This is a genomic window from Gordonia sp. NPDC003376 (assembly GCF_053589235.1).
In genome coordinates, this window is record NZ_JBSFRM010000020.1 from 73,806 (window position 1) to 93,339 (window position 19,534).

The window sequence follows — 19,534 nt, forward strand, 5'->3', positions numbered from 1 at the left end:
CAGTCACATGATTGCCGTTGTCCGGACTCGGCGAAACACTCCAAACGGGCACAAGAATGCACCCGCATGGTCACAGCATTCGCCCTGTCTGCACGCGACACAGGCCACCGGCCCGGCCGCGCTCAGATGTGCCGACCCCCGGTGACCTCGGCCACCGTTCCCGTCATGTACGACGACAGATCCGACGCATAGAACAATGCGACAGAGGCTATCTCCGACGGTTCGCCGGCCCGCCGCATCGGGATCTCGGCCATCTTGGCATCCCACGCCTTGGCCGGCATCGCCGCGGTCATCGCGGTCCGGATCAGGCCGGGCTGGATGGCATTGATCCGAACGCCCAGGTGCGCAACTTCTTTCGCTGCAGCCTTGGTCAGTCCGACGATGCCGGCCTTAGCCGCCGAATAGTTGGTCTGCCCGATGAATCCCACCTTGCCGGAGATCGACGACAGGTTGATGATCGACCCGCCACCGCTCGCGCGCATGATCGCGGCGGCCAGGCGTGTCCCGTTCCAGGCCCCGCGGAGGTTCACCGCGATGACGTCGTCGAACTCGGCCTCGGTCATCTTCCGCATCGTCGCATCCCGGGTGATGCCCGCGTTGTTCACCATGATGTCGACCGAGCCGAATGCCGACCGTGCCGCGTCCAGTAGCGCGGTGACGCTCTCACCGTCGGTGACGTCGCATCCGATGCCCATCGCGTCGGTACCGAGTTCGGTGGCGGTGCGTTGCGCCCGTGCGGCATCCACATCACCGATGACGATGCGGGCGCCGTGCTCGGCGAAGGTCCGGGCGATCGCAGCACCGATTCCCTGTGCGCCACCGGTGATCACGGCGGTCTTGTTGTCGAGCAAGGTCTTTCCCTTCGGTTCAGGTGACATGTCAACGCGTCCCGGCCGGGACGTCGGTGGGCGTGCGAGCGATACCGTCGGCGAGCAGGGCACCTATCGCGGCATCGTCGAGTCCCGCCTCGTGCAGCAGCGACGTGGTGTGCTCGCCCAACGCGGGCACCGGGCCCATCGGCGACTCGAAGTCACCGAAGGTCGCAGGTGGCAGAAGCGCTCTGGCCGAAGAGTTCTCGATCGCCACGGTGCGCCACCGGTCACGCGCCCGCAGCTGTTCGTGCTCGACGACGTCGGCGAGTTGTTTGAGCTGGGCAGCGGGGACCCCGGCTGCCGCGAGCCGCCGGTCGAGTTCGGCACTGGTCCACCGGCGGGTCCCCTCCGCCACCGCCGCGTTGCACGCCTCGCGATTGCGCACCCGGTCGATGTTGGTATGGAACCGCGGGTCGGTGCCGAGGGCGGGGTTCTCGAGCACCTCGGTCACCAGCGTCTGCCACCCGCGGTCGGTCTGCACGCCGATCAGGACCTGCCCGTCACGGGTGGGAAACGAGTCGTACGGCGCGATGGAGATATGGCTGACGCCCATTCGCGGCGGCTGCGCGCCGGTGGACATCTGTGTGTACAGCGCATGCCCCATCCATTCGACGGTCGCCTCCAGCATCGACACCTCGATCTCGGCGCCCTCCCCGGTTCGGGCCCGTCGCAGGAGTGCGGCCACAACGGCTTGTGCGCAGTACATCCCGGTTGCGATGTCGGCAGTGGGGATTCCGGTCTTCACCGGTTCGTCCGGGGTTCCGGTGATCGAGATGAGCCCGGCATCCGCCTGGATCAGCATGTCGTAGGCCTTGCGGTGTTCGAGTGGGCCGCCGACGCCGTACCCGGACACGCCGACCACGACGAGTTCGGGGTGGTCGGCACGGAGCGTGGGTGCGTCGAGCCCGAGGCGGGCGGCGGCACCGGGGGCGAGGTTCTGTACGAAGACGTCGGCACCCGCGATCAACGTGCGCACGATGCCCACTCCCACATCGGATTTCAGGTCGATGGCCAGCGACTCCTTTCCCCGGTTGAGCCACACGAAATGTGCACCGGTGCCGTCGACGACGTGGTCGTACCCGCGCGCCAGGTCGCCACCGTCGACCCGCTCGATCTTGATGACCCGTGCACCGAGGTCGACGAGGTTGCGCGTGGCCAGAGGTGTCGCCACCGCCTGTTCCAGGGCGACGACGGTGAAGCCGTCGAGGGGCAGCGTCACGATGCGCTCCCCTTTGCGGCGCGGACCAGTCCGCCGCCGATGATCAGCCGCTGGATCTCACTGGTGCCCTCGTACAGGCGCAGCAGGCGGACGTCGCGGTAGATGCGTTCCACCGGGACCTCACGCATGTAGCCGGAACCACCATGTACCTGGACCGCCAGATCGGCCACCCGACCGACCATCTCGGTGCAGAACAGCTTTGCCACCGAGGGCGCGATCCGCCGGTCGGTGCCCTCGACCCAGGCGCGGGCGGCGTCGCGGGCGAGAGCCCGTCCGGCCATGACGCCGGTCTGTTGGTCGGCGATCATCGCCTGCACCAGCTGGAAGTCGCCGATCGAAGTGCCGCCCTGCGTGGCGCCGACGGAGTAGGCGACCGACTCGTCGAGGGCGCGCTGGGCCTGTCCGACCGCGAGTGCGGCCATGTGGACGCGACCGCGCGCCAGGGACGTCATCGCCGCGCGGTAGCCCACCGCCGCATCCCCGCCGACCAGGGCATCGGCCCCCACCCGGACGTCGGTGAACGTCACGTCGGCGGTCCGGGAGCCCTCCTGCCCCATCTTCGCGTCCTTGGGCCCCACCACCAGTCCCGCGGTGTCGGCCGGCACGAGGAACACGGCGATACCGTTGCCCTTCTCCGGGGCGGGATCGGTTCGGGCGAAGACCACGAACAGGCCCGCGTCGGGCGCGTTGGTGATGAACTGCTTGCCGCCGTTGATGATCCAGTGATCGTCGGCGGCCTGTGCGATCGTCCGCAGACCGGCCGGGTCGGAACCCGCACCGGGTTCGGTCAGCGCGAAGGAGGCCACCACCTCGCCGGCGGCGATCCCGGGAAGCCAGCGATCCTGCTGGTCTTCGGTCCCGAAGTTCGTCAGGACCTGCCCCGCGATGCCGTTGTTGGTGCCGAACATCGACCGCAGGGACAGCGATGTGTAGCCCAGTTCCATCGCCACCTCGACGTCCTGCATCAGGTCGAGTCCCAGCCCGCCCCAGCGTTGCGGGATCGCATAGCCGAACAGCCCCATGTCCTTTGCCATCCGGCGGAGGTCGCCCGGGATCTCGTCGGTTGCGAGGATCTCGGTTTCCCTCGGCACCACGTGGGTGCGGACGAAGTGGCGGACCTGCGCAACGATGTCGGCGAACACATCGTCGGGGACGTCGGGGTTGCTGGTGACCATGAGAAGACCATGCCCCCGCGATTTATCTCAGTCCAATACTTGATCAGCAGTCCTGTTATTCTTCCACGGTATCAATCGCCCCGGCCGGAGGTACAGGTGGACTTCGACGATCTGCGCGCGTTCCTCGCCGTCGCCGAGGAACTCCATTTCGGTCGGGCGGCCGAGCGTCTGCACATCGCGCAGCCACCCCTGAGCCGCATGATCAAACAGCTCGAGCGAAGGCTCGGTACCCGGCTGTTCGACCGGAACACCAGGTCGGTGCGACTGACCGCCAGTGGGGCCGCGTTGATCGCACCCGCACAGGAGGCGCTCGCCGGACTACGCCGGGCCGAGGCAGCCGTTCGTTCCGCCGAGGACGGCGACACCGGAATCGTGCGCATCGCCTTCGCCGGGGTCTCCACCCACCGGTTGATCGCCCGGCTGGCCCGCGCCGTGCACTCGAAGCGGCCGGGAATCCAGCTGGAGCTGTCCAGCCAGAACTTCGCACAGCCGGCCCTCAGGAGACTGCTCGACGACGACACCGACATCGCGCTGGGCCGGTGGGACATCATCCCATCAGAGGTGGCCGCCCATGTCGTGCAATCGGATTCACTCGTCATGGCAGTTCCCGACACCCATCGGCTCGCCGATGCCGGACAGGTCTCGATCGCCGCACTCGCCGACGAGCACTTCGTGTCACTCCCCGCCCACGAGGGCGCGGTGTTGCCCGATCGCCTTCGGCGACTTGCCCATGCGGCCCGGTTCGTTCCGAACGTCGTCCAGGTGGCACCCGACACCCAGACCGCGCTGGCATTGGTCGGCGCCGAGGTCGGGTGCACCTTGACCCTGGCCTCCGTCGCCCGCAACGCGAATGACCCCCACGTGGTGTTCCTGCCACTGCAGGAGCCGTCGCCGGACGTCGACATGCGGATCGCGTGGCGACGCGACGACTCGAACCCGGCCATGATCCGGGTCCGTGACGAGTTCATGGCACTGACCGAGGTGGCGACCCGGTCCGGCGGCGGTCACGATGTCGGGGCCGCACCGGCAGGAGGCTGATCGACCCATCGCGGAGGCCTCCCAGACCTTTCCTATCTCACGGTTGTTAGATAGCATCTCTCACACCTGTTAGACAGGATCTCCGCGGTGCTGTGAACAGCAGGTCCGCGGACATCCGCTCCCCCACGGATGAATGGATCAACAGACGTGATCTGCCACAAACCCGGGCGCACAGAGCTGGTGCACAACTGGACACTGACCTCGGTCGACGCCGGCGACGACTCCCACCGGCCACCCGAATCCGGAATTGCGATCCCGGCGATGCCGGCCACCATCCTCAAGGCGCACGTCGATGCAGGCGTGTACGACAAGGACCTCTACGTCGGTGACAACCTCACCACGATCGACCAGGATCTCTGGACCAAGGACTGGTGGTACAGCACCACCTTCACCGCACCGGCCGGGCACGAGCGATACACCCTCGCCTTCGACGGGATCAGCTACCGGGCCGAGATCTGGCTCAACGGAACACTTCTCGCCGGACCGACGGAGGTCGTCGGCTCCTACCGGCGCTTCGAATTCGACGTGACCGACATGATCACGGCGGGTGGCGACAACCGGCTCGCGGTCCGGATCACCCCCGAGCGCAACACCCCGTCGATGGTCATCACCGATATCGTCACCGACGGCGAGCCGACCGGTGTCGACCTCACCGACACCTGGGCGGACTGGCTGTGCTTCGCCCACCACGGCGACGCCGAGAACAAGCAGACGTTCCTGCCGGACAAGAACTCCGGGATCTTCCGGCGGGTCTGGCTCACCTTCGGTGGCCCCGTCAGCATCCGGCATCCCTACGTCCAGACCGAACTCCCGCTTCCGGCAACGGATTCGGCTGAGCTCACCGTGCACGCCGACATCCGCAACCACACGTCGGACGCCGTATCCGGGATCGTGCGCGGCCACATCACCCGTGCCGACGACGCCGCAGCCGACACCGGCGTCGACATCCGGTTCGCCGTGCCGATGACCCTCGAGCCGGGCGAGGAGCGTGGGCTGACCCTGGACTCGGGCGACTGCGCCGCACTCCATGTGCCCGACCCCGAGTTGTGGTGGCCCTACACGTGGGGCGATCCCACCCTGCACACCCTCGACCTGGAGTTCGAGGTCAGCGGATCCGATTCGGAGCCGAGCGATCGGGCCACTGTCGACTTCGGCATCCGGCACATCACAGCGCATCGGGACGACACGATCGCCCAACCACAGTTCGACGACCCGAGCTCGTTCTACATCGCGATCAACGGCCGTGACTACCTGGTTCGCGGCGGCGCCTACAGCCCCGACCTGTTCTTCGAGAGCAACGACCCGGACCGGGTCCGGACGATCCTCGACCACGCCATCGACCTCGGCGTCAACCTGCTGCGGTGGGAGGGCCACATCATCGACGACGGGCTCCTCGAGCTCGCCGACCGGATGGGAATGCCCGCGATGCTCGGCACCATGTGCTGCGGCGCCTGGGAACGCTGGTCCCACTGGAACGCAGAGGATTACGAGATCGCCCAGCTGTCGGTGGCCGACACCGTCAAAGCACTCCGCGCGCACCCGGCCATCGTGATCTGGTCCAACGGCAGCGACGGGATGCCGCCCGACGGGGTGCTCGAGGGCTATCACCGCTCGCTCGACGACGCACAGTGGCAGAACGCGGTTCTCGACACCGTCAGCACCCGCAACCGCGACTGGAGCGGCGTGCACATGAACGGGCCCTATACCTGGCGCGCGCCGGTCTTCTGGTACCTGCCCGACAACGACAGGGCGATCGGGTCGTGCGCCGAGGAGGGCAACAACGAGGTCATCCCGGTGCTGTCGAGTCTCGAGAAGATGCTGCCCGGAGATGCGTTGTGGCCCTATAACAAGGTGTGGTCGATGCACACCGGCGCAACCAATCTCCAGATGGCCGGCACGCGGCGCGTGATCGACCGCCGGATGGGTGGGGCACAGACCGTCGAGGAGTTCGTCGACAAGGCACAGATCATCCAGTACGAGGCCGCCCGCGGCATGCTCGAGGGCTACACCGCCCGCGGCTGGGAGACCAACAAGTTCATCGTCTACTGGATGCTGAACTCACCGTGGCCGTCGTTCTTCGGACAGGTCTTCGACTGGTGGTATGGCAAGGGCGGCACCTACTTCGGCGCCAAGAAGGCCCTGCGGCCGCTGACCGTGGCCTTCGATCACTACGCCACCGGCGACAAGAGCACCGGCCGGGTGCACCTGATCAACCAGACCCTCGACGACGTCAAGGACCTGACCCTGCTCACCCGGATCTACCGCAGCGACGGCACGCTCGTCGAATCGCACGAACAGCCCGGACTGAGCGCACCGGCGACCAGCACCGGCGAGGCGTTCGACTTCGCCCGTCCCACCGACATCGGCGCCGTCTACTTCGTGCGCCTGACGTTGTCGACCGCCGACGCCGAGACCGTCGTCGACAACACCTACTGGCTCGCCGTCGACGACGATGTCCCGGATCTGCGTGTCATCGACGGGATCTTCGACGCGATGAAGGTCCGTCAGACGGTCTGGCCCGACTTCCGGCCGCTGTTCTCACTGCCGGAGGCCCAGGTCGACGTGACAGCCCGCGAGATCACCGCCGACGACGAGACGTCGCGTCGTTCCTTCGAGATCCGCCTGCACAACCCCGGCCCGCATCTGGCGTACTTCGTGCGGGTCGAGTTGCGTGACCCCGCCACCGGCGAGGAGGTGACCCCCACCTACTACGACGACAACTACGTGACGGTGTACCCCGAGGAGCAGGTGGTCCTCGTCGCCGAGCTGCCCGCCGACCGGCTTGCCGGCACACCGATCCTGCATGTGGAGGGCATCAACCTGATCTGACCGACGCCCCGACAGCGGTCCACCGGCCCCGTCTCGCCGAGCCCATCGAGGCCCAGGCGAGGCGGGGTCGTCATCGGCGCATGGATGGAGAATCAAACAGGCGCTGCACAAGTTGGCTGATCCGACGAAGAACCTCCGAGACAGGTCCGAACACATCGGTCTTGCGAAGCTTCCGACAATGACCCTCACTTTCGGGCTCGGTCCAGGCTCAATCATCCACGCACCGTTGATGGTTGAGCCGACGAGGAGCGCAGCGACGAGTCGAGTCGAAACCTCAGACGGCCGACCTCAGCAACGCGACCACCCCAGAGACCGGTCACCACCCAACGCAGGCCACAGAGATTTCGACACGGGTCCTCGCTACGCTCGGTCCCGGCTCAATCACCAACTGAACAGTGCTCGTTGAGCCGACGACGAGCACTACTGCTTGCCGTCACCACCTGCGGCCAACGCCCACGCGACGAGGGCCGGCTGACCGAACAAGCGGGCCAGCCGCTTGCCATCGGTGTCGAGCCCGAAGGCGTCGATGTGGTTGCGGTACTGATGGATATTGCCCGGGAAGATCGCGACGAAGAAGGCCGCGACGATCACCGAAACCAACCGACGGTGACGCGGCAGGGCGATCAGGGCGGACCCGAGCGCGATCTCGACGCCACCCGAGGCCAGGACCGTGGCATCTTTACCGAGCGGCACCCAGGTCGGTACCTGAGCCTGGAATTCGTTGCGCTGGAACGTCAGATGCCCGATCCCGGCCAGTGCCAGCACCGAACCGAGCGCCACCCGCGCAATGCTGCGGCCACGGCCCTGACGCGTCGTGGCCGGCGTGACCAACGGGGAGATCGCCATATCGTCGACTCCTCAGTCCTCGGTCACGGTGAGTGTGACGTCGATGTTGCCGCGCGTCGCATTCGAGTAGGGGCACACCTGGTGGGCCTTCTCGGTCAGTGCGCGCGCCTCGTCCGCAGACAGTGCGGGCAGGGTGATCTCGAGTTCCACCGAGATCCCGAATCGGCCGCCGTCGAGGGAGTCGAGCGAGACACGTGCCCCCACTGCCGAATCCGAGACATCGGCCTTCTCGGCCCGTGCCACGGCGCGCAGTGCACTGTGGAAGCAGGCCGCGTACCCGATGGCGAACAGCTGCTCGGGGTTGGTGCCGCCACCGTTGCCGCCGAGTTCCTTGGGGGTGCTCAGTTCCACGTCGAGGACGCCATCGGAGCTGCGCCCGTGGCCGTTTCGGCCGTCGCCGGTTGCCAGTGCTTCTGCGGTGTAGAGATGACTCATCACGTTCTCCTTCACGGGTTGGGGTGCGGCGACTCGATGCGATCGAGTTCGCCGATCAGGTTGTGCAGGGCTTCACGGAGCGCTCCGACGTCGGCGACGCCGAATCGCGGGACGCCGTCGGGATTCGCCTCCTCGGCCGCGACGATCGAGTCGCCGAGGGCCGCGGTGACGCAGTCGGCACGATCGGCCATCTCGGCACCGGTGTCGGTGAGCGCGACGATCGTCGACCTCTCATCGGTGTCGGATCGTCGACGCACTACCAGGTCGGCCTTCTCCAGGCGCCGAACCAGCGGCGAGACCGTCCCCGAGTCGAGATGCAGTCGGGCACACAGTCGCCCGATCGGCACCTCACGCTCCTCCCACAGCAGCAGCATCACCAGGTACTGCGGGTAGGTGAGGCCCAACTCCCGCAGGCCCGGACGCTGCGCCGCGATCACCGCCCGGGAGGCGGCATACAGGGCGAAGCAGAGCTGGTCGTCGAGGCGTGGGTTGCTCACGGGAGCCAATCTAGCCGTCATTTATGTGTTGCACAACCTAGTTGTGTCACACATTAATTTCGGCGGCGCGATCGGTGACGCTCGGCGCAGGTGATCGATGGGAACGAGCACCTGTTGGAGGAGCCGCGCGCCTCAGCGTCGGCGGGGGCGGCCGGTGTTCTTGCGCGCGCTCTTGCCCGGGATCTTTCCGGCGGCCTCACGGGCCGCACGCTTCGCTGCGGCCTTCTCCTTTGCCGAGCGCTTCGGCGCGGGTTCGGACTGGCCCCGTGACGACGTCGACTTGCGTCCACGCACGATCCCGACGAACTCGTCGGCGAGGTCGTCGGTGGGTTGCGGCCACAGCAGCCCGACGGCGCCGGTCGGGGCATCGGCCACCGGCCGGTAGACCAGATCCTTGCGGTGATGCAACCGCGCCAGCGACTGCGGTACCAGCAGCAGACCTATCCCAGCAGCAACGAGTTCGATTGCGTCGCCGACTGTTTCGGGACGATGCTCGATCTCGGCACCGGGTCGCCCGGTCACCACGAGAGGTTCGTCGAGGGGCCAGAGGAACTGTTCGTCGGCGAGATCGGCCATCATGAGTTCATCGCCGGCGGTCAGCAGGTGATCCTTGGGTAGGACGACAACTGTGGTCTCGGAGTACAGCTCGATCACGTGGTGTGCGCCGGGGTCTCCGTGGTCGAGGGCGTCGGGGATACGCGTGATCGCCATCTGCACGCGCCCCTGCCCCACCGCTTCCGCACAGTCGGCGACGGCGAGGGGGACGAGGTCGAGGGGCACCTCGGGCCGCCGTTCCGCCCAGATGCGCACCCACTTGCTCGGGGTCACGCCGGGGACGTACGCCAGTCGAAATATGGGGGCGTCGCCGGGTGTCATCACGCAGAAAGGCTACCGCCCGATACCCTCGAGGAATGAGTTCGCAGTCGATGAAGCCGGCCACCGCCGCCAAGAAGCTGGACGTGTACCTGCCGGCGACGCCTGCCGAGTTCCAGGCGGGCACCATCACCCGGGCCGAACTCGCCGAGCTCCAGGCCGATCCGCCGAAATGGCTGCGCACCCTGCGCGCCGACGGCCCACACCCGAAGAACCTGGTCGCGGCCAGGCTCGGCATCTCCAATTCGGGGCTGAACCGCGCCGGCATCACCGAAGCGCTGACCACCGCACAGATCGACGCCCTGCTCGCCGAGATGCCGGAGTGGCTCGCCGCCGAGCGCGCGACCCAGGTGGAGGTCCGCCGGGAGGAACGACGCGTCAAGTCTCTCCACGCCGACCGGCGCCGCGCACTCGAGGGGCCAGAGTCCGACGGCGAGTCCGGGGTCGACGAGACCTGATCATCAGGCCAGTGACCGGTCTTTGGACTCCGTCTCAGGTCGTCACCATCGGAGGATCGCCACCGTTCCTTTCTGATCGGCCACGTTTCTGATCGGCCACGTTTCTGATCGGCCACGTTCGGCATGGCGACCTCGGAGTTCGCAGGTGCAACAATTTGCTGATGGGCAGCCATCCGGCGGAGTCGTTGTGTCGCAGACACTTGTACTTCGCAAGGGTTGCGACGCCGTGATCGAGCAGAATCTGCTCGATGTCCTCATCGTCGGTGTGGCGCGAACAGCTCAGCGAGCAGCGTTCCTTGCGTGCCGATTTGCATCGGTATCGCCGCTACACCGAGCGGGACGGGCCCGGCGAGCCCGTCCCGACGACGTAGTCCGCCGCACCGACGATCTGCGGCTGGCTTGTAGCGGTAAACTTCTTGTGACAGGTCAATGCGGACTGACGTGAGCTCACATCGACGACGTACAGGTAGCGACGGGCACGCCGATGGTTGGACAGCCACCGAGACCAGCTCGGCCCCAGGCGAGATCAGTGTTCACAGGATCTCACATGAGCCACTCGGCCATGTTGCCCTCGGACGTGCTCACTGGCCGCCGAGTCCGGCACCCGCCGGCAGATGGCTGAACGGCATCACGGGACGGACCTTGCGATCGGTGAACTTCCAAGCGCCGTTCTCAATCGCGAGCTGGTCCTCGTACACGCAGACGGTGCCGTCGATCTCCCCCTCCTTGTGCGCAAAGAACAGCAGATAGCACGTCTGGGTCGCACGGTCACCGTCGACGGTGATGATCTCGTTCATGGTCAGGTGCCGCATCGGGCCGAAGGTGTCCCGGCACAGTGGCACGAACGCAGCCAACTCGGCATGCCCCTTCGGCTCCTGGCCCTCGATGAGCGCATGGAACACGCCATCGGTACTGAACGTGTCGGCCCACTCCTGCGCCGTTCCCTCGTCGATCGCGAAGTTGTATCGGGCGCCGAGGGCCCTGATCTCGTTGATGATCGAGAGATTCTGCGCTGCAGAGGTTTCAGTGGATGTCATTTCGTCTCCTTGAGCCAAGCCTGTCCGGTGTTTCGGCGACGACGCGTTCGCCGCATCTCCACAGTCGCAACCCGGCAGTCTCCACCACATGAATCCTCGTGCACACCCGTCAGGACGTCTGCGCAATCGCTCACACAGTCCATGCAGCGCGTCCACGCACCTGCGCCGGTGTACATCCCAGGTGTCGGCGCATCGTCCTCGCCAGATGCGACGAGTCGGCGAAACCCCATCGCCGCGCGATGTCCCCCGTCACGTCATCGCTGCACTGTAGGTCGAGCGCACAAAGGCGAGCCCGGATACTCATCGCCGTCTGGCTGAAGCTGAGCTCCTCACACTCAAAGAGCAAGTGCAGCTTCCGAACAGAGATATCGAATCGCTGCGCGACGTCGACTGGGCGGACCCGACCATATCGCACTGCCCAATCCAGGTGCTGAATGATCTGCGCACGCAGTTCTCCGTCTGCGCCGAGCTGTTCCACACCGGGCGTACCCTGGGCGATCGCCGCGCCGACCAATCGGGCAAGTGCGCTCAACACCAGACCCGTGTTGGCCTGCTCGACCGAATCGTGATGGGCGACCACACTCATGACACCCTGGGCGGCGAGACTGACCATCAGGTCACTCGTCGGGAGTCGAAGTCCTGGGGTGCTCAGCCGTCCGTCGGCCAGCCACGGACCGATGAGGCACGGCGGAATCACCACCCAGTGCACGATGTCAGCATCACACAGCCGCACCTCGTGGGCGAGATCGAACACGAGGAGGTCGCCGATCTCGGCTACGACCTCACAGCAGTCCTGGTGTACGCGCGCTCCGGCACCTGCGCATGCCATCACCAACACGCCCACCCCGGCTTCCCAGACCCGCGGCGCACGCGCCTCCCCGACCACCTCCGGACCTAGAACCTGGGTCATTCGCGTTCGAATCCTGTTTCTCCACTACGGAATTCCGCGGGGGATCGGCCACGGTGTCGACGAAAGCCACGATGCATGTGGGACAGGTCCGAGAATCCCCATCGAGCGGCCAGATCGGTCAGAGTACTCGACGATCCCTGAGCCAACTCGTTCGCGCATCCGTCGACGCGCGCGGCCATCACCGTTCTACCAAAGGAGAGATCGGCCCCGCCGAACAGCTGGTGTAGCTTCCGAACAGAGATATGGAAGCGCGCCGCGACCTCTTCGGGACGGACGGGGCCGTCGAGGACTGCGGAGTGGATATGCGCACGTACTCGTTCACGCAGCAGCGCATCGAGTTCCGGAACCGGTGTGCGAAACACCTCCCGGCCGGGTAGCACCGATCCGAGTAGCAGGAGAAACGCCTCTGCCACCGTTATATCGTTGGACGACCGAATATCCGACGGCGACCTGGCCATTGTGACCATCAGCTCCCGAAGCATCGCTCCCGCTCCCCGGTCGGTGGCGAGGGCCACTGCTGTCGACCCACCCCGGTGTCCGGTGAGGTCGACCATGTCTGCGGACGGAACCCGGATAGAGATCGCGCTCCAGTCCTCGATGTAATTCAGGGAGAAGGGTTTACGTGCGTCAAACAATGCCAGCGACCCGGGTTGTAGATCGCACTGACGCCCGTCTTGTTCACCGACGCAACGCCCCGCGATCAGAAGGTTGGCAAACCAGACCTCGTCGGGGCTGGCCCGAACTTCGCGTTCGCCGTGCAGATTTCGCTGGGCGCACGTCCTGATCCTGGTGATGTTCAGCCGGTCGACGGCCGATCCGACCACGCGACCGTCCAATGGCGCACCATGCCGCCAACCGTCATGGTCTATGGCGTGCGGCACCAGCGGCGTAAAGGCCGCGGTCAGGGCATCCCGCCAGAAGTCATACCGCTCGGCAGTTGTCACTCCTTCGGTAGACCACGTGGTCATGTCTCACTCCGATCGGTGCGCGTCGTGTGGCAGGCGCACGCGGGCACAGCATCGCAACATGCCGTGACACGCAGGTTTCACAGCCCTCCACTTCCATGTGAACGACATCTCACGCGGCGCATGGCGTGACTGTGAGATCACGGAAGCCATGGCCGTCGCAACCTGATGCACCCCGCTCCATCACACCGTGCACCGTCGTTCATGCCCACCTCAGGGTCCGGACGACAAAGTGGCCAAGGGTATTCCACACGATCGAAGGGCAATCATGGAGTTCGAGAACAAGACCGTGCTCATCACCGGTGCCGCGGGCGGGATCGGCAGCGCCGCCGTGAGCATCTTCGCGAAGGCCGGCGCGAACCTCGTGCTGGTGGACCTCGCGACGCCAGCTCTGCGAAGGCTCGCCGACGAACTGGGACTGGATCCCGGCCGCACGGAACTGATCGCCGCGGATGTCAGCTCTGAGGACCAGGTACGCAGATATGTCGCCGGGGCGAGAGATCGCTTCGGCCGCATCGATGTCTTCTTCAACAATGCCGGGGTCGAGGGCGCCACGGGTGCGCTGGTCGACACCACCGAGGAGACGCTGGACAGGATTCTAAATGTCAACGTCAAAGGACACTTCTTCGGTCTGAAGCACGTGATCGCTGCGATGACCGACCAAGGCGGTGGTGGTTCGATCGTGAACACATCGTCGATGGCCGGTGTGATCGCATTCACCGGACTGGGCGCCTACACTGCCTCCAAACACGCGGTGATCGGATTGACACGGGTAGCGGCCGCCGAGGCAGCCCCGGCCGGTATCCGGGTGAACGCAGTATGTCCGGGACCGGTGAATACACGGATGATGCGCTCCATCGAGTCCGGGATGTCGCCCGACGACGTCCAGGCCGCCCAGGCGTCCTTTGCCGGACTTGTTGCATTGCATCGCTATGCCGAGCCGAGTGAGATCGCCGAAGTCGTGACCTTCCTCGCCTCTGACCGTGCTTCGTACGTCACCGGCAGCATCTACACCATCGATGCCGGGATGACCGGGCTCTGACGGTCGCGGTGGACCCGTCGTGCGCGGTGGGTCCACCGTTCCCGGCGGGCTACGCCCTCGTCAGGTCCTGGGCGAACATCACGATGATCCCGCTGGGTCCGCGCACGTAGGTGAGTTTGTAGATGTCGCGGTAGTTGGCGACGCCACGCAGCGGATGACATCCGTGGCGAGCTGCGGTCGCCAGGGCCTCGTCGATGTCGTCGACGGCGAAGGCGACGCGATGCATGCCGATCTCGTTGGGCAGGGTCGGTTCGGTCACGATCGCCTCCGGATGGATGTATTCGAACAGTTCGAGGCGTCCGTGACCGTCGGGCGTCGCGAGCATCGCGATCCGGGCATGATTGCCGTCGAGTCCCACGGCCACGTCGGCCCACTCACCACTGACCTCGTCCCGGCCGAGCACGGTGAGGCCGAGGTCTGTGAAGAAGGCGATGGCCGCGTCGAGATCGTCGACGGCGATACCCACATTCTCGAGTGTGATGCCCACTCGCTCCACCGTAGTGAGCCCAGAGGACTCCCGGAAGTGCCGTACCGCCCACTCCCCCACGGCGACCGGTGCGATCCCGTACCCTTCTGCCGGTTGGTCCGTTTTGCGGTGATTGCCGTGTGAGAGTGGACGAGACAAGGGAGGTGCACCCGTGCAGGATTCCGTGCTGATCTCGACCGGGTTGCCGATCGCGCTGGCGATCATCATGTTCGGCCTGGGCTTGTCGCTGACACCCGGAGACTTCGCCCGCGTCGTGCGCACACCGCGAGCGGTGATCGGTGTCCTCGCCGTCCAGATCCTGCTGCTCCCGGTGATCGCCTTCGGACTGGTCCTCGTCTTCGACCTGCCGCCACTGCTGGCCGTCGGCGTGATGCTGGTGGCCGCGTCTCCAGGCGGTACCACGGCCAATCTGTTCAGCCACCTCTTCCGGGGCGACGTCGCCCTGAACATCTCGCTGACCGCGATCAACTCGGTGCTCGCCGCCTTCACCATCCCGCTGATCACCAATCTCGCGATCGCCCACTTCGACGCCGCCGGCGCGCTGGGGCTGCAGTTCACCAAGGTCGTCCAGGTGATCGCGCTGGTCCTGGCCCCGGTGGGGATCGGGATGGTGGTGCGGTCACGATGGGCCGACGTGGCCCGGCGCGCCGACCGCCCGGTCCGGATCTTCTCCATCGTGGTGCTCGTCGTGGTGATCACCGGCGCGATCATCGCCGACCGCGAGAACGTCGTCGACCACGGGCGGCAGGTCGGAGCGGTAGTCGGTCTGTTCTGCCTCATCAGTCTCTCGTGTGGCTACGGCGCGGCGCTGTTGCTCCGGCTGACCAGGCCGCAGGCCGTCGCCGCCTCGATGGAGATCGGCGTCCACAACACCACGATCGCGCTGACCATCGCGTTGAGTGTTCTCGACAATGCGATGGTTGCCGTCCCGGCTGCGGTCTATTCCATCGTGATGTACATCCTGACACCGGCGTTCGGCTGGGTCATCACCCGCCAACCCCGTCCGGCGACGGCCGACGGTGAGATCGGGTTGCGCGAACCATGACGTGTCGGGCGCGCAGTCCGGCCGCACGCACGACACCTGTCCGGGAAGCCGCTCAGTGCTGGATATCGAGGTCCAACCCGCGTGGCGTCAGCCAGATGACGATGCCCCCGGCGATCGTCAGCATCACCGCACCGATGATGCCGACCTGCGCGATCGCGTCGGTGAACGCAGTCTGTGCCACGGTCGCGAGTTCGGCGGAGCCGGTCTGCCGCGCCACCTCCATGGCCTCGGCCAGTGACTCGTCGGCACCGGGCACGTCCACCGGGATCTTGCTGCTGAAGGCGACCGCGGCGATGGTGCCGAGAAGCGCCACGCCGAAGACGTTGCCGAGGTCGTAGGCGGTCTCCTCGATCGCGGCCGCATTGCCCGCCTTGTCCTGCGGACTGCCGGACATGATCATCGCCGAGCCGATCGCCAGGGCGCCCGCGCCGGCACCCTGCAGCAGCATCGCCGTCGCGACCCACGGATAGCCGAGCGGTTCGGGTGCGAGGTAGAACAGCAGGAATCCGGCGGCGGGCAGCAGCAGCGCCATTCCCATGACGGCGCGAACACCGAGGAGATCGACCAGGTTCCGGGCCGGAACCGAGGTGAGGATCGCACCCACCGCGAACGGCAGCAGACGGATTCCGGCCTGCAGCGGCGAGTGTCCCTCCACCAACTGCAACCATTGGGCGAGAAGCAGGAGCCCGCCACCCATCGCCAGCATCGAGAACAGTGCGGCCAGCACCCCCGCGGTCAGCTGCGGCCTCCGGAACAACCGCACGTCGAGCAGAGGTTCCGGCCGGCGCAGACACCGCATCACGAACAGTGTGAGCACCACCGCCGAAGCGATCAGGCCGATCCAGGCCGGTGGGTTGGCGAAACCGTCGGCCACATAGTGCTTGCCGAACTGCTTGATCGACCACACCAGGGTGGCCACGCCGCCGACGGCGAGCACCGAACCGACCAGGTCCAGTGAGCCGGCCGCGGTGAGCCGCGACTCCGGCAGCAGGAATGCGGCGGCGACGATCGCGACGATCATCGGCGGGACGTTCACCAGAAACGCCGCATGCCAGGAGAAGTGTTCCAGCAGAAGGCCTCCCACTATCGGTCCGACGGCCGCACCGGCCGCCGAGACGGCCGCCCACACGCCGAGGGCGAGGGTCCGTTCACGCGGATCGGTGAAGACCACACGCAGCATCGACAAGGTGGTCGGCATGATCATCGCACCGCCCAGCCCCAGCAGCGCACGGAGTGCGATCACCGCGGCGGTGGAGTCGGCCCACAGCACCAGCAGTGACGCCAGACCGAAGACCGCGAAGCCGAGCATCAGGAGCCGACGACGCCCCCAGCGGTCGGCGAGTGCGCTCATCGGGATCAGCAAACCGGCCAGGACCAGCGAGTATGCGTCCACCATCCACAGCTGGCCGGTGGCCGACGGAGTGAGCTCGGCACTGATCGACGGCAAGGCCACGTTGAGTACGGTGAGGTCCATGACGACGGCCAGCAAGGCCACCGACAGCACCGTCAGGGAAGCCCAGCGACGCCAGGTCGGCATCGGATCCCGAAGGGTTCCATCCGGATTGGTGGGTAGCGAATACAACACGGTCATGGCCGCTCCGATCCTGTGACGCGTCCCGGCCCGCCCATCAACGTGCGGGTGAGTTTCTCGAGGACGTCGAGCTCGAGCGGTTGTTCCTGGACCGCGGCGTGCATGCAGGCGCCGTCGACGAAGACGGCGAGCAGTTGCGCGGTCGCCGGGTCGGTGACCGCGCACAGGATCTCCACGAGCCCGTCGAACCATCGCCGGGTGAGCGGCACCAGTTCGGGTCGTTGCAGTGCGGCGGTGTAGATCGTGATCTCGACGCGCACCCGGTCGCGGTCGGTCAGATACTCGTGGAACAGCCGGGCAACGGTCTCCGGCGTGGCGTCCCCGCCGGTCACCAGCTCCGCGGTCTCGGCGAGGCCGATGTCGACCTGATCGGCCAGGTGCTCGAGCGCGGCGGCGGTGAGGTCACCGAGCGTCGAGAAGTAGTACGTCGTGGACCCCAGTGGGACACCTGCGTGATCGGCGACCCGCCGGTGGGTCAGCTTGCCGTCGCCGGCGCACAGGAGTTCGGCGGCAGCGGTGACGATCTGCTCGCGACGGCCCGCGGGATCGCGGGTGGATGGGGGCATGACGGCTCCTGACGCTGCATGGTCTGTACAAATGTACATGTACGTTTGTACAGACCATGTCAGGGCCGGTCAAGACCGCTGTCCCCACCCGGAGAGGTTCATGTGACACCCATCACGGGACGCGTCACTCCGCCTGAGCGGCGGCGACCTCCTTGCGCACCTGATCCATGTCGAGACCCTCGACCGCCTCGATCAGCTGCTCGAGCTGCTGTGCCGGCAGGGCTCCGGCCTGGTTGAACACCATGATCCCGTCGCGGAAGGCCATCAACGTGGGAATCGAGCGGATGCCGAACCCGCCGGCGAGTTCTTGCTGAGCCTCGGTGTCGATCTTGCCGAAGACGATGTCGGCGTGGGTCTCGGCGGCCTTCTCGAAGACCGGTGCGAACATCCGGCAGGGTCCGCACCACGCGGCCCAGAAGTCGAGCAGGACGATGCCGCCTTCCTTGATGGTGTCGTCGAAATTGGCCAGGGTGATCTCACGGGTTGTCATGACGGGTTCAATGGATACCTCGCGGGGTATATTCCCTGGTCCAGCCCTCACGAGGCCCACCGATCAGGAGTCCGACGACGTGTCTGGCCGGTAGTACCAGCTGTCGAGGTCGAAGTCCTCCTTGAGGCTGCCCTGATCGGCCAGGAACTTCTTGGTACCGGTCAACAGGTCCACACCCCTCGCCGGGAAGGGTTCCGGTGCGAAGCCGGCCGCGTTGGCGGCCTGCCGGATGGCCTCGGCGGGCGCTTTGGAGTTGGCGATCTCGAAGTCCACGTATGCGTTCCAGTTCGCCTTGGTGTAGGTCACGGAGTCGGCGTGGAGTTTCTGCCAGGCGGCACCGAATGTCGGGTGCTTGCCCAGGAAGACGTCGGCGGCGACGGTGACGCTGGTGCCGGCCAGATCCGGATGGTTCTCGTACACCGAGTCGACGAGGTGGAATCCTTTGAGCAGGAAGGTTTGCAGCGTCACCGACGGCACCACGCCGGGTAGTGCCGCCCCGGCGATCTCACCGGAGTTCAGCGGCGCCTCCTGGTCGGCCGGGTACAGGTGCACCAACTCCGCGGTGACGCCTTCGGCCTGCAGCGCTCCCTGCAGGTACCGATCGATGTAGGAGCCCTTCGGTACGCCGATCCGCTTTCCCGCGAGGTCCTTGAGGGTCTTGATGTTCGGGTCTTTGGCCACCACGCCGGCGTTGAGGTCGAATTGGGAGATCGAGATCAGGCGGGTGTCGAGCCCGCTGCCACGGGCCACCAGGGCGGGGGTGTCACCGTACTGGGCGACGTCGAGCCGGCCACCGATGAGTGCCTGGTTGAGGTCGGGCCCGTTGGGAAAGTTGTACACCTCGATCTTGTTGACGCCCAGTGGTTTCAACGCCTCCAGCAGCTTTCCCTGACTGTGTGCGAAGCCGATCGGGCCGGTCAGCGTATTGGTGGACCCGATCACGCCGATCCGCAGCGTGTCGATGACGTCACGCTGTGCCGAATCGTCCTGTCCGCCACCGCAGCCGGCGAGGGCGGCGACGGCGAGCAACAGCGATCCGAGCATGGCGAGGAAGCGGGCCGCGCGAATACGGCCCACACGGGTGCGGGGCATGGGAGTCCTTGTGCGATATGGGATGAACTGACGGAACAGGTTCAGCGAACCGGTCGCTGACCGGCCT

At 66.3% G+C, this 19,534-nt stretch carries 21 protein-coding genes; 6 read left to right on the forward strand and 15 right to left on the reverse strand.

Going from position 1 to position 19,534, the window contains the following annotated elements; all coding sequences use genetic code 11:
• Positions 1 to 122 precede the first annotated feature (122 nt).
• From fabG to ACWDUA_RS18715, 3 genes are read right to left on the reverse strand one after another with little or no spacing between them, the layout of a single operon-like run.
• Positions 123 to 878 (reverse strand): 3-oxoacyl-ACP reductase FabG, encoded by a 756-nt coding sequence (gene fabG, locus ACWDUA_RS18705; RefSeq protein ID WP_449752505.1) that lies wholly within the window; start codon positions 876 to 878, stop codon positions 123 to 125.
• Position 879: 1 nt separating this feature from the next.
• Positions 880 to 2,091, reverse strand: coding sequence for a CaiB/BaiF CoA transferase family protein (locus tag ACWDUA_RS18710; protein ID WP_449752506.1), 1,212 nt, complete (start codon positions 2,089 to 2,091; stop codon positions 880 to 882).
• Positions 2,088 to 3,266 carry an acyl-CoA dehydrogenase family protein gene (locus ACWDUA_RS18715; protein WP_449752507.1) on the reverse strand — a complete coding sequence of 393 codons (1,179 nt, stop codon included), beginning with the start codon at positions 3,264 to 3,266 and terminating at the stop codon, positions 2,088 to 2,090. The genes ACWDUA_RS18710 and ACWDUA_RS18715 overlap by 4 nt, the downstream gene beginning before the upstream one ends.
• Before the next feature lie 96 nt (positions 3,267 to 3,362).
• On the opposite strand from ACWDUA_RS18715, the gene ACWDUA_RS18720 reads away from it, so the two are divergent.
• Complete coding sequence (locus tag ACWDUA_RS18720) at positions 3,363 to 4,304, forward strand: LysR family transcriptional regulator (protein WP_449752508.1); 942 nt, start codon at positions 3,363 to 3,365, stop codon at positions 4,302 to 4,304.
• A 129-nt stretch (positions 4,305 to 4,433) separates the two neighbouring features.
• Entirely contained in the window at positions 4,434 to 7,133 is a 2,700-nt protein-coding gene (locus ACWDUA_RS18725) for a glycosyl hydrolase 2 galactose-binding domain-containing protein (RefSeq protein ID WP_449752509.1), read from the forward strand.
• A 420-nt stretch (positions 7,134 to 7,553) separates the two neighbouring features.
• On the opposite strand, the gene ACWDUA_RS18730 is transcribed toward ACWDUA_RS18725, so the two are convergent.
• The 4 genes from ACWDUA_RS18730 to ACWDUA_RS18745 form a co-directional block, all read right to left on the reverse strand.
• Entirely contained in the window at positions 7,554 to 7,979 is a 426-nt protein-coding gene (locus ACWDUA_RS18730; protein WP_449752510.1) for a DoxX family protein, read from the reverse strand.
• Between the two features lie 12 nt (positions 7,980 to 7,991).
• Positions 7,992 to 8,414, reverse strand: a complete 423-nt coding sequence (locus tag ACWDUA_RS18735) for an organic hydroperoxide resistance protein (protein ID WP_449752511.1) — start codon at positions 8,412 to 8,414, stop codon at positions 7,992 to 7,994.
• An 11-nt stretch (positions 8,415 to 8,425) separates the two neighbouring features.
• Positions 8,426 to 8,911 (reverse strand): MarR family winged helix-turn-helix transcriptional regulator, encoded by a 486-nt coding sequence (locus tag ACWDUA_RS18740; protein WP_449752512.1) that lies wholly within the window; start codon positions 8,909 to 8,911, stop codon positions 8,426 to 8,428.
• 132 nt (positions 8,912 to 9,043) lie between these two features.
• Entirely contained in the window at positions 9,044 to 9,787 is a 744-nt protein-coding gene (locus tag ACWDUA_RS18745) for a LysR substrate-binding domain-containing protein (protein WP_449752533.1), read from the reverse strand.
• A 50-nt stretch (positions 9,788 to 9,837) separates the two neighbouring features.
• Here ACWDUA_RS18745 and ACWDUA_RS18750 point away from each other — a divergent pair, with 50 nt between their 5' ends.
• A complete protein-coding gene (locus ACWDUA_RS18750) occupies positions 9,838 to 10,242 on the forward strand; it encodes a DUF5997 family protein (protein WP_449752534.1) in 405 nt (134 codons plus the stop codon).
• A 248-nt stretch (positions 10,243 to 10,490) separates the two neighbouring features.
• On the forward strand, positions 10,491 to 10,613 hold the full coding sequence (locus ACWDUA_RS18755) for a hypothetical protein (RefSeq protein ID WP_449752513.1): 123 nt from the start codon (positions 10,491 to 10,493) through the stop codon (positions 10,611 to 10,613).
• A 210-nt stretch (positions 10,614 to 10,823) separates the two neighbouring features.
• On the opposite strand, the gene ACWDUA_RS18760 is transcribed toward ACWDUA_RS18755, so the two are convergent.
• The 3 genes from ACWDUA_RS18760 to ACWDUA_RS18770 form a co-directional block, all read right to left on the reverse strand.
• Positions 10,824 to 11,279, reverse strand: coding sequence for a nuclear transport factor 2 family protein (locus ACWDUA_RS18760; RefSeq protein ID WP_449752514.1), 456 nt, complete (start codon positions 11,277 to 11,279; stop codon positions 10,824 to 10,826).
• Between the two features lie 130 nt (positions 11,280 to 11,409).
• The gene (locus tag ACWDUA_RS18765) at positions 11,410 to 12,033 is read right to left on the reverse strand and encodes a helix-turn-helix domain-containing protein (protein WP_449752515.1); all 624 of its coding nucleotides are present in this window, start codon (positions 12,031 to 12,033) and stop codon (positions 11,410 to 11,412) included.
• Positions 12,034 to 12,185: 152 nt separating this feature from the next.
• Positions 12,186 to 13,157 carry an AraC-like ligand-binding domain-containing protein gene (locus tag ACWDUA_RS18770; protein WP_449752516.1) on the reverse strand — a complete coding sequence of 324 codons (972 nt, stop codon included), beginning with the start codon at positions 13,155 to 13,157 and terminating at the stop codon, positions 12,186 to 12,188.
• 265 nt (positions 13,158 to 13,422) lie between these two features.
• On the opposite strand from ACWDUA_RS18770, the gene ACWDUA_RS18775 reads away from it, so the two are divergent.
• Positions 13,423 to 14,196 carry an SDR family NAD(P)-dependent oxidoreductase gene (locus ACWDUA_RS18775; protein WP_449752517.1) on the forward strand — a complete coding sequence of 258 codons (774 nt, stop codon included), beginning with the start codon at positions 13,423 to 13,425 and terminating at the stop codon, positions 14,194 to 14,196.
• Between the two features lie 49 nt (positions 14,197 to 14,245).
• Here ACWDUA_RS18775 and ACWDUA_RS18780 read toward each other — a convergent pair whose 3' ends face one another.
• Positions 14,246 to 14,683 (reverse strand): VOC family protein, encoded by a 438-nt coding sequence (locus ACWDUA_RS18780; RefSeq protein ID WP_449752518.1) that lies wholly within the window; start codon positions 14,681 to 14,683, stop codon positions 14,246 to 14,248.
• 151 nt (positions 14,684 to 14,834) lie between these two features.
• On the opposite strand from ACWDUA_RS18780, the gene ACWDUA_RS18785 reads away from it, so the two are divergent.
• Positions 14,835 to 15,728 carry a bile acid:sodium symporter family protein gene (locus ACWDUA_RS18785; RefSeq protein ID WP_449752519.1) on the forward strand — a complete coding sequence of 298 codons (894 nt, stop codon included), beginning with the start codon at positions 14,835 to 14,837 and terminating at the stop codon, positions 15,726 to 15,728.
• 52 nt (positions 15,729 to 15,780) lie between these two features.
• Here ACWDUA_RS18785 and ACWDUA_RS18790 read toward each other — a convergent pair whose 3' ends face one another.
• The 4 genes from ACWDUA_RS18790 to ACWDUA_RS18805 all read right to left on the reverse strand — a co-directional run bounded on the left by ACWDUA_RS18790 (position 15,781) and on the right by ACWDUA_RS18805 (position 19,467).
• Complete coding sequence (locus ACWDUA_RS18790; RefSeq protein WP_449752520.1) at positions 15,781 to 17,319, reverse strand: MFS transporter; 1,539 nt, start codon at positions 17,317 to 17,319, stop codon at positions 15,781 to 15,783.
• Positions 17,316 to 17,885 (reverse strand): TetR/AcrR family transcriptional regulator, encoded by a 570-nt coding sequence (locus tag ACWDUA_RS18795; RefSeq protein WP_449752521.1) that lies wholly within the window; start codon positions 17,883 to 17,885, stop codon positions 17,316 to 17,318. The genes ACWDUA_RS18790 and ACWDUA_RS18795 overlap by 4 nt, the downstream gene beginning before the upstream one ends.
• 124 nt (positions 17,886 to 18,009) lie before the next feature.
• A complete protein-coding gene (gene trxA / locus ACWDUA_RS18800; protein WP_449752522.1) occupies positions 18,010 to 18,375 on the reverse strand; it encodes a thioredoxin in 366 nt (121 codons plus the stop codon).
• 63 nt (positions 18,376 to 18,438) lie between these two features.
• Positions 18,439 to 19,467, reverse strand: a complete 1,029-nt coding sequence (locus ACWDUA_RS18805) for an ABC transporter substrate-binding protein (protein ID WP_449752523.1) — start codon at positions 19,465 to 19,467, stop codon at positions 18,439 to 18,441.
• Positions 19,468 to 19,534: the final 67 nt, after the last annotated feature.

Excerpts from the sequence above, each read along its gene's own strand:
- fabG (WP_449752505.1), bottom strand. The coding sequence starts at position 878 with ATGTCACCTGAACCGAAGGGAAAGACCTTGCTCGACAACAAGACCGCC.
- ACWDUA_RS18715 (WP_449752507.1), bottom strand. The coding sequence starts at position 3,266 with ATGGTCACCAGCAACCCCGACGTCCCCGACGATGTGTTCGCCGACATC.
- ACWDUA_RS18725 (WP_449752509.1), top strand. The coding sequence starts at position 4,434 with ATGAATGGATCAACAGACGTGATCTGCCACAAACCCGGGCGCACAGAG.
- ACWDUA_RS18730 (WP_449752510.1), bottom strand. The coding sequence starts at position 7,979 with ATGGCGATCTCCCCGTTGGTCACGCCGGCCACGACGCGTCAGGGCCGT.
- ACWDUA_RS18735 (WP_449752511.1), bottom strand. The coding sequence starts at position 8,414 with ATGAGTCATCTCTACACCGCAGAAGCACTGGCAACCGGCGACGGCCGA.
- ACWDUA_RS18745 (WP_449752533.1), bottom strand. The coding sequence starts at position 9,787 with ATGACACCCGGCGACGCCCCCATATTTCGACTGGCGTACGTCCCCGGC.
- ACWDUA_RS18750 (WP_449752534.1), top strand. The coding sequence starts at position 9,838 with ATGAAGCCGGCCACCGCCGCCAAGAAGCTGGACGTGTACCTGCCGGCG.
- ACWDUA_RS18755 (WP_449752513.1), top strand. The coding sequence starts at position 10,491 with ATGTCCTCATCGTCGGTGTGGCGCGAACAGCTCAGCGAGCAGCGTTCC.
- ACWDUA_RS18760 (WP_449752514.1), bottom strand. The coding sequence starts at position 11,279 with ATGACATCCACTGAAACCTCTGCAGCGCAGAATCTCTCGATCATCAAC.
- ACWDUA_RS18770 (WP_449752516.1), bottom strand. The coding sequence starts at position 13,157 with ATGACCACGTGGTCTACCGAAGGAGTGACAACTGCCGAGCGGTATGAC.
- ACWDUA_RS18775 (WP_449752517.1), top strand. The coding sequence starts at position 13,423 with ATGGAGTTCGAGAACAAGACCGTGCTCATCACCGGTGCCGCGGGCGGG.
- ACWDUA_RS18790 (WP_449752520.1), bottom strand. The coding sequence starts at position 17,319 with ATGACCGTGTTGTATTCGCTACCCACCAATCCGGATGGAACCCTTCGG.
- ACWDUA_RS18795 (WP_449752521.1), bottom strand. The coding sequence starts at position 17,885 with ATGCCCCCATCCACCCGCGATCCCGCGGGCCGTCGCGAGCAGATCGTC.
- trxA (WP_449752522.1), bottom strand. The coding sequence starts at position 18,375 with ATGACAACCCGTGAGATCACCCTGGCCAATTTCGACGACACCATCAAG.
- ACWDUA_RS18805 (WP_449752523.1), bottom strand. The coding sequence starts at position 19,467 with ATGCCCCGCACCCGTGTGGGCCGTATTCGCGCGGCCCGCTTCCTCGCC.